Here is a 14,083-nt window from a genome sequence, read left to right on the forward strand (position 1 = left end):
GTTAACCTTCAATATCATTTCATCCGCACATCAATTAACTTTCGCCTTTATCCGCTCAAACATCAGCTGGTGGCCCAGGCCATTGAGGTGTACCCCATCGCCACTATTGTACTGCGGTAACAGAGAGCCATCCGGAGCGCTGAGTCCTTCCCAGCAATCAATATAGTTATGAGGGTAATGCCGGATAATGTAATCCCGCATTGTTATCAGCTGTTTTCGTTTAGCCGCCCCCGTATTACGGGGCTGGGTGGTGGTAATATAACAGGTTACATGCTGCTGGCGCGCCAGCTTCATTACTGCATCCAGGTTACGCTGGTATTCTTTTAATGAGTAACCAACATTAATATCATTGGAGGGCATGTTAATGATGATCATATCCGGCTGCAGGGCCAGTGCCTGTGTAATGTTGTGAGCAGCATCCGGTTTGGGCTTCAGGAAGGGAACATCCGCATCGCTGGGCAGTATGCGGTAAGAGGTAAAACCACCTACTGCCAGGTTGGTAACCGTTGATTGCGGCGCTTTTTCCTGCAGGTATTTACGCAGCAGGTTTACCCAGGTACTGTCTTTGGTTTTAGGCCCAACACCTTCCGCGGTAGAGGATCCCAGCACTACAATATGCCGGGCCACCGGCGCCATCATCATTTTGGCTCTCAGCTTTTCATCCGGGGTACGCTCCTGGGCTACCATGGCCTGGTTACGGTTCACACGGGCAAAACCCTTTGCTTCATTGGCATTGCCGTTCGCTTTTTGCTGGGAGAAGTTGTTATATGCATCCTTTTTTGCATCCGCTGTGGTATCTGCCATCATTATACGGGGCGCTGCAGGTGCGGCTTGTACCAGCGCATCTTCTGCCGGTGCCTCTGCCTCTGCAGATCTTATGGCGGCATCGCTGGCTTTTTCCACCTTAAGAGCGGGTGCAGATGGCTGCACTACATCTTTAGCCGGGGCGCTGGCAACAGCTGGTAGTGACGGTGGTATGGTGCCCGGTTTGACTGCCGGCTCACTAGCCTGTGTTGCCGGTTGTGCAATGCTATCCTGTACGCTGGGAATGGCATTTTCAGTGGTAGATACCTTTGCTATATCTTTCCGGTGGTTAAGCTCCTGATGGTTGATCCAGATAAAGCTCAGGCCCAGTATCAGCAAAATAGCCGCGGCTGATGCCCAGCGGTAATACATGATCCGTACTTTTCCTTTATCACTGTTCACCCGCTGCTCTAAGCGGTTTTCCAGATCGGCCAGGTGGGCTGACTGGTCCGGCCCATGGGCAGCGTAACCTTCCAGCGCATCGGTCAGGAAAGGATCGTTCAGCGCCTGCCGTTCCAGGGCATGCATAGCCTTATCATCCAGCTCACCGGCCAGGTACTGGCGTATCAGCTCTTCGCTGACGGGTTTATTATTTGAATGATTATCAGGCATGTTGTTGTTGCTCCATACAAATTTTCAGGTTACGCTTCCCGTTCTGTATATAGCTTTTCACTTTATTCATTTCATACCCTGTAAGGGCGGCTACTTCCCGGTAGCTTTTCTCCTGCAGGTAAAAAAGGTTTACACTTTTTTGCTGCTCCTCCGGTAAGGTTTCCAGGCATTTTTCCATGGCCTGCAAATTATCCTCCAGGCTTATTCCGTTCTCATGATGTGCAATTTCCTCATTTTCCATAAGCGGCCTGTCTTCTATGGAAACCTGCCAGCCCTCCTTTGTTTTCAGGGACCGCAGCTTCATGAGGCAATGGTTGCGGGCCAGCACGTGAAGCCAGCTTTTGAAATTCTGTACCTCATGCTGTTTCAGCTTGGGTATCAGCTCCTCGAAGATCTGCATTACTGCATCCTTACTGGCTGCTTCATCAAAATACCGCAGGCATACCCCGTACACCAGGTTCATATAACGCTGATACAGGGCCGCCAGGTAATCCAGCTTACCGGAAGCTTTGTACTCCCGGATCAGGTCTGCATCCGCAGCATTTTGCATGATATTATGGTGTAGGAATGCCATAGGCTATGGCACAATACTATAAAAAAAATCTGTAACGGGTGGAGGTGAGTGAAAATGTAAAATCATAAATGTTAAATTTCAAATGTAAAAGGGAGTGCAGCATTATTGCCACACTCCCTTTTACATTTATCATTTGAAATTTTACATTTTACATTCCCTTAGTGTTTAAAGTGCCGTATGCCAGTCATGATCATTACCATGCCATTCTGCTTACAGTATTCAACAGAGTCGTTATCGCGTACAGAACCACCGGGTTGTATTACGGAAGTAATGCCTGCTTCATGCGCTATCTGCACACAGTCATTAAAGGGGAAGAAAGCGTCAGAAGCCATGGCAGCGCCTTTCAGGTCAAAGTTGAACTGTTTGGCTTTTTCAATGGCATGGCGCAGCGCATCTATACGGGAGGTTTGGCCGCAGCCTTTGCCTATCAGCTGTTTGTTCTTAACCAGCGCAATAGCGTTTGATTTCAGGTGCTTGCACACCAGGTTGGCAAACTCCAGGTCGGCCTTTTCAGCGGTATCCGCAGGGCGGGCGCCAGCATCGGTCCAATCTTTATAGTTAACGGTATCGCTATCCTGCACCAGTACACCGTTCAGCACATTCTTATACACATAGGGCTGTTTTACCGCCTGTTTCTGCTGCAGCAAAATGCGGTTCTTTTTGGTGGTGAGCACGGCCAGGGCATCTTCATCAAACCCGGGCGCTATCAGTATTTCAAAGAAAATTTCGTTGATCGCTTCTGCGGTAGCTTTGTCTATTACTTTATTAGCAGCCAGCACACCGCCAAACGCACTTTCCTTATCGCCTGCCAGGGCAGCTTCCCAGGCTTCTTTCAGGGTAGCGCGGCTGGCAATACCGCATACATTGGTATGTTTTATTACTACAAAGGTGGTTTCCGTAAACTCCTGCACCAGCTGGCAGGCGGCATCCACATCCACCAGGTTGTTATAAGACAGCTCCTTACCATGCAGCTTGTTAAACAGCTCCTGAAGGTTACCGAAGAAAATGCCGCGCTGGTGCGGGTTTTCCCCGTAGCGCATTACCTGGCCCTGGGGGGCAGATACCTGGAAATATTGCTGGGGCTCATTGTTCAGGAAATACCCTGCAATGGCTACATCATAGTGTGCGCACACTTCAAATGCTTTGGCAGCAAAGCGGCGGCGGTCTTCTATGCTGGTAGCGCCTTTATTTTCTACCAGTACTTTTTCCAGGTCGGCATACTGGTCTTTGGAAGCAACAATCACTACATCTTTATAGTTCTTGCCGGCAGCGCGTATCAGGGATACACCGCCTATATCTATCTTTTCAATAATGGCCTGTTCTTCCGTAGTGCTTTTAACGGTTTCCTCAAAGGGGTACAGGTCTACTATTACCAGGTCTATTTCCGGGATACCATATTCCTGCAATTGCTCCAGGTCCTGGTTATTACCGCGGCGTGCCAATATGCCGCCAAAAACCTTCGGGTGCAGGGTTTTTACCCGGCCGCCCAATATAGAAGGATATGCGGTGAGGTCCTCTACCGCTACACATTTCACGCCCTGCTCCTCAATAAATTTCTGGGTACCGCCGGTGGAGTAAATTGTTACGCCCTGCGCACCCAATTCTTTCACGATGTTCTCCAGGTTATCTTTATAGAAAACGGAGATCAGTGCTGATTTAATTTGCTTTTGCATGAATGGAAAACATTAGAAATTAATAAGATAGGCTCCCTGTTCAGGGACCGAAAAGCAGCGCAAAGTTAGTGTGCTGCAATCATTTTTCCACCGTTGTATCTGCCATAATGGGTTGGAAGCATCGAAAATAATCATCTTACAGGTAAACATGTTCTTTAATTGGCTGATAGTCAAACGGGGATGGTGCGAGAGCAAAATATAATCTGTACTGAATTTTTTTGCCGGGCTAAAAGGCCGCCAGGTACTGTCCACTACCACCATCCTGGTATGGCCCATGCTTATAAATGCGTTTTTGCGGGAAAAGGCGGGTATAACACCAGGGGCTGCACCATATAACAAACGGGCCGGCTGCAGGTAGCGGCTGCGTAGGCTATCATTTTGCTGAATGGCCGTATCACCTGCAAATTGCAGCTGATGCCCGCTGATCACATCTATTGCCGTATAGGCGGGTACGTTATAAATAATAATAGTACGGTGGTTAGCAGCCTGTATGGTCAGTGTAACATCTGTCCCTACCCAGCACAAACCTGCATACAAAGCCAGCAGCCAGGCTTTGGGCTGCTTACCCAACCATACTGTTACTAAAGCTGCTATGATCACATAGGCACATACCGTAGCATAGAGCGGCATATAAATATTGTTGGTAACAGCGTAGGGCAATTGTTCTATAAACAGTACCAGGCGGTTCATAACTATGATCAGGTACTTTATACCCATGCCGGTATAATGCGCCAGGGCCGGCCAGGGCGCCACTACCAGCAATACAATTAACCCATACAGGATAATAGTGGATAGTGTTACGATCAATAAATTGGCAGGCAGGAACAAATTCGGGAACTGGTGAAAGTAATAGAGGCATACCGGTATAGTAAACAGCTGTGCCGCCAGGGTCAGGGCTACTGCCTCCCATAGCTTATTTAACCATTTGTTTTGAATGAGCCACAATTCATACAGCGGTTTATAACATAGTACAATGCTTAATACTGCCAGGTAGGAGAGCTGGAAACCCGCATCCCACAACAGCCAGGGATCATAACACAATAACAGGAAAGCCGATGCCGCCAGGGTGTTATAGGTATTGGTATGGCGGTCCAGCACAAACTGCCCGAGAGCTACTGCGGTGAACATTACGGCTGCCCGCAATATAGATGCAGCCGCGCCGGTGATCAGGGCAAAACCCCATAACATGCTGATCACGATCAGGGCTTTAGCCAGGTTGGAAAGCCGGTGCGGCGGCCACCATTGCAGCACCCATAAAAGGGATGCATAAATGAGCGCCAGGTGCATACCTGAAATAGCAATGATGTGTACTACGCCTGCATTGGTATAGGCCTGCACCATATCCCGGTCCAGATCATACCGGTAGCCTATCAGCAGCGCGGCAGCCAGCGCAGCATCCGGCCCGTTGCCCAGGTATTGTTGTAGGGTATGTATACACCAGGCGCGGGCCTGTAACAGGTAACGGTCTGCCAGTGTATTGCTATTATACGCTGATCTTTTCCAGCTGCCGGCTTTGAGGTAAGCCTGGTGGAAGATCTGTTTAGCAGCGCAGTACTGCCGGTAGTTAAAGGCGCCGGGATTGCCGCTGCTGCTTACAGGGTTAAGCGTGCTGCTTATCCAGACCACATCCCCGCACTGCAGGCTGCTAACTGTGTTATGCTTTTGAAAATAGAGCAGCAGGTTACCTTTTACCGGTATTACCTGCCGGTGGTGAACAATGGCTTGTACCACGGCCGTGGTTTTCCAGCTGCGGGCACGCTCCTGCAGGGGTTCCTGGATGCTTACCAGCAAAGTATCCCTGCCCTGCAAAAGTTTTCCAAAATAACGGGGCTGGCTGCGTATATCTTTCAGCAACACCAGCAAAGCGCCTGCACATATAATCAATACATACAACAATACCCCACGAAGCGGGTTAGTGGTATATTGTTTTCCCAAAGGCAGGAAGCTCCAGGCCAGCAAGCCTGCAAGCATAAGCAGCAAGATACCTGTTAACCACCACCAGCTTATAACCAGCCATATTTGCAGGCAGATACCAAAGGCTAACGGTATGCATAAACGAAGAAATGGTGTTGCTCTCAATTGGGTTTTCCGGGTTATTAAACTTTCAGGAAAAGAGCGAATTTAGGAGAACTACCTTACTCCAAAAGTTTATCATATGTTAATGGGATGATATAGAAAAACCACCTGTAAAAGACCCCTCAAAAAGGTGCAAAACAGGACAATCCTTTAAGAAGGCTTTAACAAATAGTAAAAACATTAATTTGAAATGAATTGAAAATCAGTTTATATCAAATATGTATATTTAAAATCTGTTATTGATTAGTTAACATCTTTTTAAATTATAATATTTATAGTAAAATGCATTACCGGTCACGCTATTTTATTATAAATAGTCGTGTCTTTAATGGTTATTTTGAGGGAAAAGAAAGAGCCTGATCTTTATCAGGCTCTGATTTTTTACAGCCATCTCCGGGTTACCGCATTCACACCGCCGCCAGTAAACCGCCAGGGCTACATCGCAGGGAGACTGGCAGCTTTCGTAATTGATTCATCTATGCGTTGCGGAACATTCTTTTATTCCTTACAGGAATAACTTCTGATAGCGCTACTGTTATAACTCCTCTCCTTTATTAACTATGATAAAATTGAATGCCTATACAGGTGATATAAGACTGACGAGCCAGGGCCTGCATTTGCAATGGATTGCAATAAATGTATGTGCAGCATCATCTATTCATTTTCCCAGAAAAGAAATAAGGAAGCCTTACTACCATGGATATACCAGCAGGTATTTATAGTTACTTATACTGATGGGATAACTGTTATAGTAGCACCCATCTGGGCTTACTACGCCGGGAGTAATTCACCAAAGGAGCCGCAAGGGCACAGTAAATACAAAGCCGAATGCTAAAACCATCAATCAAAAATACAGCAAACAAAAAAAGCTGAAAGCTACCGGAGTATCACCCCTCGCTTTCAGCTTTATGCTTTATTCTTTCTGCTTTACGCTATTTACTCAAATACATGCTCTTTTCCTTGTACAGCTGGCGGAAGTAAGGATCCCGCAGGTCTTTGATGAAGCGGATAGCCTCACCGGTTGACTTCATTTCAGGGCCCAGCTCTTTGTTCACGCCCGGGAATTTATTGAAAGAGAACACCGGTTCCTTAATGGCAAAACCATCCAGCTTTTTCTCAATGGTAAAGTCCTTCAGCTTATTGGCGCCCAGCATTACCCGGGTAGCTATATTCAGGTAAGGTACCTGGTAAGCCTTGGCAATAAACGGCGTGGTGCGGGATGCGCGGGGGTTGGCTTCTATCACAAACACCTTCCCGTTCTTCACGGCAAACTGTATGTTTATTAACCCGCGGATATTGAGCGCACGTGCTATTTTTTCCGCGTAGTACTCCATGGTGGTTACTTCCAGCGGTGTAAGGTTAAAGGCCGGTAATACTGCGTTACTATCCCCGCTGTGAATGCCGGCTGGTTCTATGTGCTCCATTACACCCATCACATGAAAATCCTCCCCGTCAAAAATGGCATCTATCTCAGCTTCCTGGCAACGGTCCAGGAAGTGATCAATCAATATTTTGTTGCCTGGCAGGTGCTTCAGAAGGCTGATCACCGCCTTTTCCAGCTCCTCCTCATTAATTACAATGCGCATACGCTGGCCGCCCAATACATAGCTGGGGCGCACCAGTACGGGGTAGCCCACTTCTTTAGCCACTTCAATGGCATCATCTGTACTGTAAGCGGTACCGTAGTTAGGGTAAGGAATGCCCAGATCTTTCAGCAGGTCCGAGAAACGGCCGCGGTCTTCCGCAATATCCATGTTGTCAAAAGAGGTACCGATAATGCGGATACCTTTTTCTTCCAGGCGTTTGGCCAGCTTTAACGCGGTTTGGCCGCCCAGCTGCACAATTACCCCTTCCGGTTTTTCCAGCTCTATGATCTCCCACAGGTGCTCCCAGAACACCGGCTCAAAGTAGAGCTTATTGGCCATGTCAAAATCAGTTGACACAGTTTCGGGGTTACAGTTCACCATAATGGCATCGTACCCGCATTCCTGTATGGCCTGCAGGCCGTGGGTGCAGCAGTAGTCAAACTCAATGCCCTGGCCAATCCTGTTAGGACCGGAACCCAGTACTATCACCTTTTTCTTTTCAGAGGGAATACTTTCGTTCTCTGTATCAAAGGTGGAGTAGAAGTAAGGGGTTTTTGCTTCAAATTCTGCAGCACAGGTATCCACCATCTTATAGGTACGGCGGATGTTGAGGCCTTTACGTTTTTCGTACACCTCTTCTTCCTCGCAATTACCAAACAGGGAGGCCAGCTGCTTATCAGAGAAGCCCATTTGTTTGGCTTCGCGCAGCAGCTCCACCGGTATGGATTCCAGGTCGTGCTCCTGGATCTGTTTTTCCAGGTTCACAATATCATTGATCTGATGCAGGAACCAGCGGTCAATTAAGGTAAGCTGCTGAATGGTTTTTACGGATACGCCTTCCATCAGCGCATCTTTAATACGGAAAATGCGGTCCCAGGTAGGAGTTTTCAGCCTTTCCAGCAGCTGCTCGCTCTTCATAAGCGATTTGCCGTAGTAGCCTAAGCCAATGGCTTCATTTTCCAGGCTCTGGCAAGCCTTCTGTATAGCTTCGGGGAAAGTACGGCCTATGGCCATTACCTCACCTACGGATTTCATTTGCAGGCCCAGGGTTTCATCAGCGCCTTTGAATTTATCAAAGTTCCAGCGCGGCACCTTTACAATTACATAATCCAGGGCAGGCTCAAAACAGGCAGAGGTATTGCCGGTGATCTGGTTGTTCAGCTCATCCAGCGTATAACCAATGGCCAGCTTGGCGGCTACTTTGGCAATAGGATACCCTGTGGCTTTGGAGGCCAGGGCTGATGAACGGCTTACGCGCGGGTTAATTTCTATGGCTATCAGCTCCTCATTTTCCGGGTTCAGGGCAAACTGCACGTTACAGCCACCGGAAAAGTTCCCCAGGTTGCGCATCATCAGCATGGCTTTGTTACGCATGTCCTGGAAGGCAGTATCACTCAGTGTCATGGCCGGTGCTACGGTAATAGAGTCGCCTGTGTGCACGCCCATGGGGTCCAGGTTCTCCACCGTACAAATGATCACTACGTTATCGTTATTATCGCGCAGCAGCTCCAGCTCAAACTCTTTCCAGCCCAGCACAGCTTTCTCCACCAGCACTTCGTGTATGGGAGAGGCCTGCAGGCCGCGGTTCAGCGCCTCGTCCAGCTCATCTTTACTATGCACAAAACCACCACCGGTACCGCCTAAGGTAAAGGAGGGGCGTATTACCAGCGGAAAGCCTATTTCCTGCGCAAACTCCTTCCCTTCCAGGTAAGAGTTAGCAGTACGGGCCGGGGCCACCGGTATCTTCAGCTCTATCATGTACTGGCGGAACAGCTCCCGGTCTTCCGCTTTATTAATGGCTTTAATATCCACCCCAATAAGGCGCACATTATATTTTTCCCATACACCCAGCTCATCGGCCTCTTTACAGAGGTTCAACGCTGTTTGTCCGCCCATGGTTGGCAGCACGGCATCTATCTGGTTTTCTTCCAGTATCTGCTCTATACTTTCCACAGTCAGCGGCAACAGGTATACCCTGTCGGCCATCATGGGGTCTGTCATAATAGTGGCCGGATTAGAGTTGATCAGGATCACTTTAATACCCTCTTCCCGTAAGGAACGGGCAGCCTGTGAACCGGAATAATCAAATTCGCACGCCTGACCAATAATAATAGGCCCGGAACCGATAATAAGAACAGATGTGATAGATGAGTCTTTTGGCATTTGTATAATCTATTGAAAATGAAAAACCCTACTGATCTTCATGCCGTGTGATGGACAAAAAAAATCGTGCAAAATTAAGTGTTTCAAAGAATTAGCAGCAATAAATTTTTCATCAAACATTATTATAATTATTAATGTAAATGCTGTACCTTTGTTCCAGCACACGAAAAGAAGTTAGATAACTATCCTGTTTTTAGTCAAAAAAGTCCCGGTAACACTTTACCGGGACTTTTACATTTATTATATGCTTATACGTTAATCAGCTGTTTTAATGCGGCTGCCCATAATGGCAATACAAGCGCCCATTACTGCGATAATAGAAAAAGAGATGACCAGGCTGGATGCCTGCGCTACAAAACCTATCAGCGGGGGGCCCATTAAAAAGCCCAGGTAACCTACTGTGGATACAGTGGCCAGGGCCACGCCCGGTTCTGCCTTTTTAGACTTGCCGGCAGCGCTGTATACCAGTGGTACTACAGATGATACGCCGGCACCCACCAGCAAAAAGCCCAAAACACCGGTTACAAAATAAGGCAGCGCTACTGCTATCAGTAAGCCGGATGCGGTTAGGATGCCGCTTAGCTGCAATACCTTGCGGTGTCCCATGCGGGTAGTAAGCCAGTCGGCCACAAAGCGGAAAGAGGCCATGGTGCACATGAAGGCTGAGAGGCCTATACCGGCCCTGCCATCCGGTGCAAGGATCACTTTTTTAAAGTATACCACACTCCAGTCGAACATAGTGCCCTCGCAGATCATGGAACAAAAAGCAATAACCCCCAGTACACGCAAAGCCATAACAAGGGACCATAAGCCGCGCAGCTTAACCTGCGTTTTTAATACCCACAGCCTTATTTTTTTGATGGTGCTTAGCTGCGGCTGCCCCTCAACAGAAGGAAGCCGTTTGGGCTTTTCTTTTACTGCAGTATGTGCTACTGTATATTTAGCGCTTACCGCCACTATTACTACTGCAATGGCGGTTATTAACAGAAAATGCTGGTAGGGCGCTATGCCCTGCCCGGCCATGAAAACACCTATTGAAGCGCCGGTAAAACCGGCCAGGCTCCATAACCCGTGAAAAGAGGCCATAATGGTACGGCCATATAAAGCTTCCACCGCTACAGCCTGGGTATTTACCGCAATGTTGGCCATGTTGCCGGCAAAACCAAACAACATTAAAATGCAGAACAATTGCCAGGGCGCCTGGGCCAGACCCAGTGATGGCAATATGATCGCATAACAAATGGCGGCCACCATTAATACATGCCGGCTGCCAAACCGTGCTATCATATAACCAGCTACCGGCATAGACAATACGGAACCAATGGGTAAAGCCAGCAGCGCGGTACCCAAACCACCGTCGCTCATATGCAGCGACTGCTGAATGGCGGCAATACGGGAGCCCCAGCTGGCAAAGCATAATCCTGTCAGGAAAAACAGGGAACTAACGGCTATACGTGTGGCTCTTTTTTGCGGCATGACTTCAATTGATAATGACTGCAACATTTAAATCATTTTATAGGATAGGACGTTAAATCACTTTAATACCCAGGTTCAGATATGGCTGTATCACCCCTTCATTCACCCGGTCGGTTATAATCGTATCTAATTCTGTTATATCACATACTTTGAATGGCTCTGCGGTGCCCATTTTATCTATGGTAGCCAGCGCCATTACGCGGCTGGCGGACCGTATCATGCTGTACTTCACTTCTGCCTCGCCCAGGTCAATGCCCGTGATGCCGGCCGTGGGGTGCAGGCTGCAAACGCCCAGGAAACAAATATCTGCCCGAAACTTTTCCAGCATACGGATGGTATCCAGCCCGGAGGTTACCTGCGAGTTCTTGAAAACACGCCCGCCGGTAAGGATCACCTCTGTGGAGGGATGCTCCATGAGCTGCATGGCAATGGGTACGCTGTTGGTAATAACGGTAAGGCGCAAATTTGCGGGGAACATTTTTACCAGGGTGTAGGTAGAGGTGCCCCCATCCATGATAATGGTTTGCCCGTCGTGCAGGAAGGATAAGGCCTTGCCGGCAATTGTGCGTTTATCATCCTCGTGAATGCCGATGCGTTCTTTAAAGCTGTAGGGATGCGGGGAATGCGGAATAGCGCCGCCCCTCACCTTTATGAGCAAGCCGCTCTGCGCCAGCGATTCCAGGTCGCGGCGCACGGTATCTTCAGATACCTGCAGGTCATTACTGAGCTCTGTTTGCAGTACCTTATTATCTGCCTGCAGCTTTTTAAGAATATAATCCAGGCGCTCTTCCTTCAGCATATTTGCTATTTTCTGCAATATTATGAAATAATTTGCAATAATTTAATAACACATTCATTGCACAGCTCAAAAATAGCGCATATATTTGCAGAAAACAGCAGAATATGGCAAGAATTGCAATTGATATGGATGGAGTTATGGCAGACAGCACACAGCAGTACATTAACTGGTACGCCAACCGTTACGGTGTTACCGTAGCTAAGGAAAGCCTGCTGGGCAAACCTGAAACCACGGGTTTTCCGCTGGATGGGGTGGTAAGGCAGTTCCTGTATGAACCCAATTTTTTCCGCACCAAACCGGTAATAGCCGGATCGCAGGAAGTAATTAAAGCTTTACAGGAAAAACACGAAGTGTTCATTGTATCTGCCGCTATGGAGTTTCCCTTATCCCTGGCAGAGAAGCTGGCCTGGCTGGAGGAACATTTTCCCTTTATCAGCTGGCATAACATTGTGTTTTGCGGTCATAAGCACATTGTTGCTGCAGATTACCTGATTGATGACCATGTGAAGAACCTGAGCACTTTTAAAGGAGAGCCGCTGATGTTTACTGCGCCGCATAATGTAAATGTGCAGGAATATAAGCGGGTGAATACGTGGGAAGAGGTTGGGGGATTGTTGTTGTAAAGGAGTTATACGTCTCTGTTATCTTCCGGAAATTCCATTTCTTTATAGAGTATGCCGGCCCTGTTCATGTGGGCCATGCCATAAGGATATGCTCCGCCATCATTTACATAACCTGCCTTTACAGGCGCATTGAACATTTGGGCCTGGAATGTTTCATACTGATTGCGGGATGCTACCTGGTGTGCTTCTGTTTTAGACCAGAATACGTCCTCGCCATTATGATCCCTGTTCACAAAGATCTCGTACCATGCGCGCCGGTCTTCCTCCTTATCTGTGGCCAGGCTTTTACAAATATCGCGGGCAGTATTATGCTTAAACTCTTTCATCCAATCCTGGTAAGCTATTTTCACTGGTTCAATGAGCAGCAATAACTGATCGGGCAACAGGGTATAATACCGGGTAATGATCTGTTCTGCTTCGTGGCTGGCATTGATCCGCCGGGCAAGCAAACCGGCGTACCGGGGTCTTGTTAACAGATTGGGGCCACCGATCACGGACATGGATAAATACCAGATCTCCGAAAATTTTGGGTTAGTCATGTGTAACCTGATTAAATTTTAACCTTACTGATATTTTTTACAACAGGATAATACAAATATAAACAAAAATGATTCATACGAAAAAATCCTATTGATTTGATCTTCATAAAATCCATATCAGAATGGAGATTGCGATAAAATCCATCAAAAACGAATTTGCGCAGAAACTATCAACTTTTTATTTTCCTGATTACATTATTATCATCCGGTAAATGTTCAGACTTTTTTGGAGCGTACCTGTTTGCGGAGCTGTACAATATCTTTCTTAAACGTATCCATGGTTTCTTTTAAGGCGTTATGCTGTTTGAGAAGCTGGTTATATTCTTCGAGGAGCTTATAATATTTTTCGCGCAGGGCCAGCATTTCTTCGGAATCTGCTATGCGGGTATCTTCAACGGCGTTGGGGTGCAGGAAAGCGGTTTCGGTTATTTCCAGCGCTTTGGTTACGGTTTCCAGCTCCAGCGGATCGAAGACAGCTTTATCGAACAGGTTGTACATGGTTCTGCGGCTCATATCCAGCCGGCGTGCCAGCTTACTTTTGTTTAAGCCTTTTTCTTCTATGAGCTCTGTAAAGCGCTGTCCGTGGTGGGCGATGGTAGGCACCTGCCCTTTGCCTGCTTTAGGGACTACTTTATTATTCCAGTTGTAAAATTCGTCACTGCTGATCCCTATGAGGGTGCAAAAGCGCTCCAGGGTGGATCTTTTCATATCGCTTTTACGCAGGTGGTAATGTGCTATCTGGTTGGTAAAGCCCGCCATACGGGCAAAGTCAACAATTTTTATTTTCCGCTGCTTCAGTATCTGTTTTAAGCGCTGGCCCATGTGGATTAACCCTAGCTGCATCTTACATCAAATTTTTCGGTTTTCGTTTGGTGTCAGTTTTTCATATTATAACATTATTACAATATAAATTATTTCTGTTGCTTTTGGCGAATTAAAATTTCATTTTGATTCTTATCATAGCATTATACAACTGTTGGGGCACAACTAACAAGATTTAGCAGGGATTTCATCTAAAAGAAATTTTACAAAAGATGTGAGAATGATATCGTCATTAATTATCCACAAAATAAGGGTGTGTGGCCTGAAACCCGCCAGGGTAAAGTGTTAGCTACAGGTTGGCGATTTGATAAATTAGTCAATAAAAAATGGTTCATT

Annotated in this window: 10 protein-coding genes; 1 reads left to right on the top strand and 9 read right to left on the bottom strand. The window is 47.3% G+C overall.

Annotation, left to right across the window (positions count from 1 at the left end; all coding sequences use genetic code 11):
- Positions 1 to 30: 30 nt before the first annotated feature.
- The 7 genes from KVT36_RS07235 to KVT36_RS07265 form a co-directional block, all read right to left on the bottom strand.
- On the bottom strand, positions 31 to 1,416 hold the full coding sequence (locus tag KVT36_RS07235) for a GDSL-type esterase/lipase family protein (protein ID WP_217602817.1): 1,386 nt from the start codon (positions 1,414 to 1,416) through the stop codon (positions 31 to 33).
- Positions 1,409 to 1,966 carry an RNA polymerase sigma factor gene (locus KVT36_RS07240; RefSeq protein ID WP_254639883.1) on the bottom strand — a complete coding sequence of 186 codons (558 nt, stop codon included), beginning with the start codon at positions 1,964 to 1,966 and terminating at the stop codon, positions 1,409 to 1,411. The genes KVT36_RS07235 and KVT36_RS07240 overlap by 8 nt, the downstream gene beginning before the upstream one ends.
- A 182-nt stretch (positions 1,967 to 2,148) precedes the next feature.
- Complete coding sequence (gene purH, locus KVT36_RS07245; RefSeq protein ID WP_217602819.1) at positions 2,149 to 3,663, bottom strand: bifunctional phosphoribosylaminoimidazolecarboxamide formyltransferase/IMP cyclohydrolase; 1,515 nt, start codon at positions 3,661 to 3,663, stop codon at positions 2,149 to 2,151.
- 12 nt (positions 3,664 to 3,675) lie between these two features.
- Positions 3,676 to 5,742: a ComEC/Rec2 family competence protein gene (locus KVT36_RS07250; RefSeq protein ID WP_217602820.1), complete on the bottom strand. Its 2,067-nt coding sequence runs from the start codon at positions 5,740 to 5,742 to the stop codon at positions 3,676 to 3,678.
- Positions 5,743 to 6,671: 929 nt separating this feature from the next.
- Positions 6,672 to 9,488, bottom strand: coding sequence for a carbamoyl-phosphate synthase large subunit (gene carB, locus KVT36_RS07255; protein WP_217602821.1), 2,817 nt, complete (start codon positions 9,486 to 9,488; stop codon positions 6,672 to 6,674).
- Positions 9,489 to 9,743: 255 nt separating this feature from the next.
- A complete protein-coding gene (locus KVT36_RS07260) occupies positions 9,744 to 10,964 on the bottom strand; it encodes an MFS transporter (RefSeq protein WP_254639884.1) in 1,221 nt (406 codons plus the stop codon).
- A gap of 52 nt (positions 10,965 to 11,016) precedes the next feature.
- A complete protein-coding gene (locus KVT36_RS07265; protein WP_217602823.1) occupies positions 11,017 to 11,763 on the bottom strand; it encodes a DeoR/GlpR family DNA-binding transcription regulator in 747 nt (248 codons plus the stop codon).
- Positions 11,764 to 11,867: 104 nt separating this feature from the next.
- Between KVT36_RS07265 and KVT36_RS07270 the strand changes: the two genes are divergently transcribed.
- Positions 11,868 to 12,386 (top strand): 5'(3')-deoxyribonucleotidase, encoded by a 519-nt coding sequence (locus KVT36_RS07270; protein WP_217602824.1) that lies wholly within the window; start codon positions 11,868 to 11,870, stop codon positions 12,384 to 12,386.
- 5 nt (positions 12,387 to 12,391) lie between these two features.
- On the opposite strand, the gene KVT36_RS07275 is transcribed toward KVT36_RS07270, so the two are convergent.
- The gene (locus KVT36_RS07275; protein WP_217602825.1) at positions 12,392 to 12,925 is read right to left on the bottom strand and encodes a hypothetical protein; all 534 of its coding nucleotides are present in this window, start codon (positions 12,923 to 12,925) and stop codon (positions 12,392 to 12,394) included.
- Between the two features lie 216 nt (positions 12,926 to 13,141).
- On the bottom strand, positions 13,142 to 13,768 hold the full coding sequence (locus tag KVT36_RS07280) for a helix-turn-helix transcriptional regulator (protein ID WP_217602826.1): 627 nt from the start codon (positions 13,766 to 13,768) through the stop codon (positions 13,142 to 13,144).
- Positions 13,769 to 14,083: the final 315 nt, after the last annotated feature.

The organism is Chitinophaga sp. GbtcB8 (assembly GCF_019091455.1).
In the GTDB taxonomy this organism is placed as follows: Bacteria; Bacteroidota; Bacteroidia; order Chitinophagales; family Chitinophagaceae; genus Chitinophaga.

Excerpts from the sequence above, each read along its gene's own strand:
- KVT36_RS07265 (WP_217602823.1), bottom strand. The coding sequence starts at position 11,763 with ATGCTGAAGGAAGAGCGCCTGGATTATATTCTTAAAAAGCTGCAGGCA.
- KVT36_RS07280 (WP_217602826.1), bottom strand. The coding sequence starts at position 13,768 with ATGCAGCTAGGGTTAATCCACATGGGCCAGCGCTTAAAACAGATACTG.
- KVT36_RS07275 (WP_217602825.1), bottom strand. The coding sequence starts at position 12,925 with ATGACTAACCCAAAATTTTCGGAGATCTGGTATTTATCCATGTCCGTG.
- KVT36_RS07235 (WP_217602817.1), bottom strand. The coding sequence starts at position 1,416 with ATGCCTGATAATCATTCAAATAATAAACCCGTCAGCGAAGAGCTGATA.
- KVT36_RS07240 (WP_254639883.1), bottom strand. The coding sequence starts at position 1,966 with ATGCAAAATGCTGCGGATGCAGACCTGATCCGGGAGTACAAAGCTTCC.
- carB (WP_217602821.1), bottom strand. The coding sequence starts at position 9,488 with ATGCCAAAAGACTCATCTATCACATCTGTTCTTATTATCGGTTCCGGG.
- KVT36_RS07270 (WP_217602824.1), top strand. The coding sequence starts at position 11,868 with ATGGCAAGAATTGCAATTGATATGGATGGAGTTATGGCAGACAGCACA.
- KVT36_RS07260 (WP_254639884.1), bottom strand. The coding sequence starts at position 10,964 with ATGCCGCAAAAAAGAGCCACACGTATAGCCGTTAGTTCCCTGTTTTTC.
- purH (WP_217602819.1), bottom strand. The coding sequence starts at position 3,663 with ATGCAAAAGCAAATTAAATCAGCACTGATCTCCGTTTTCTATAAAGAT.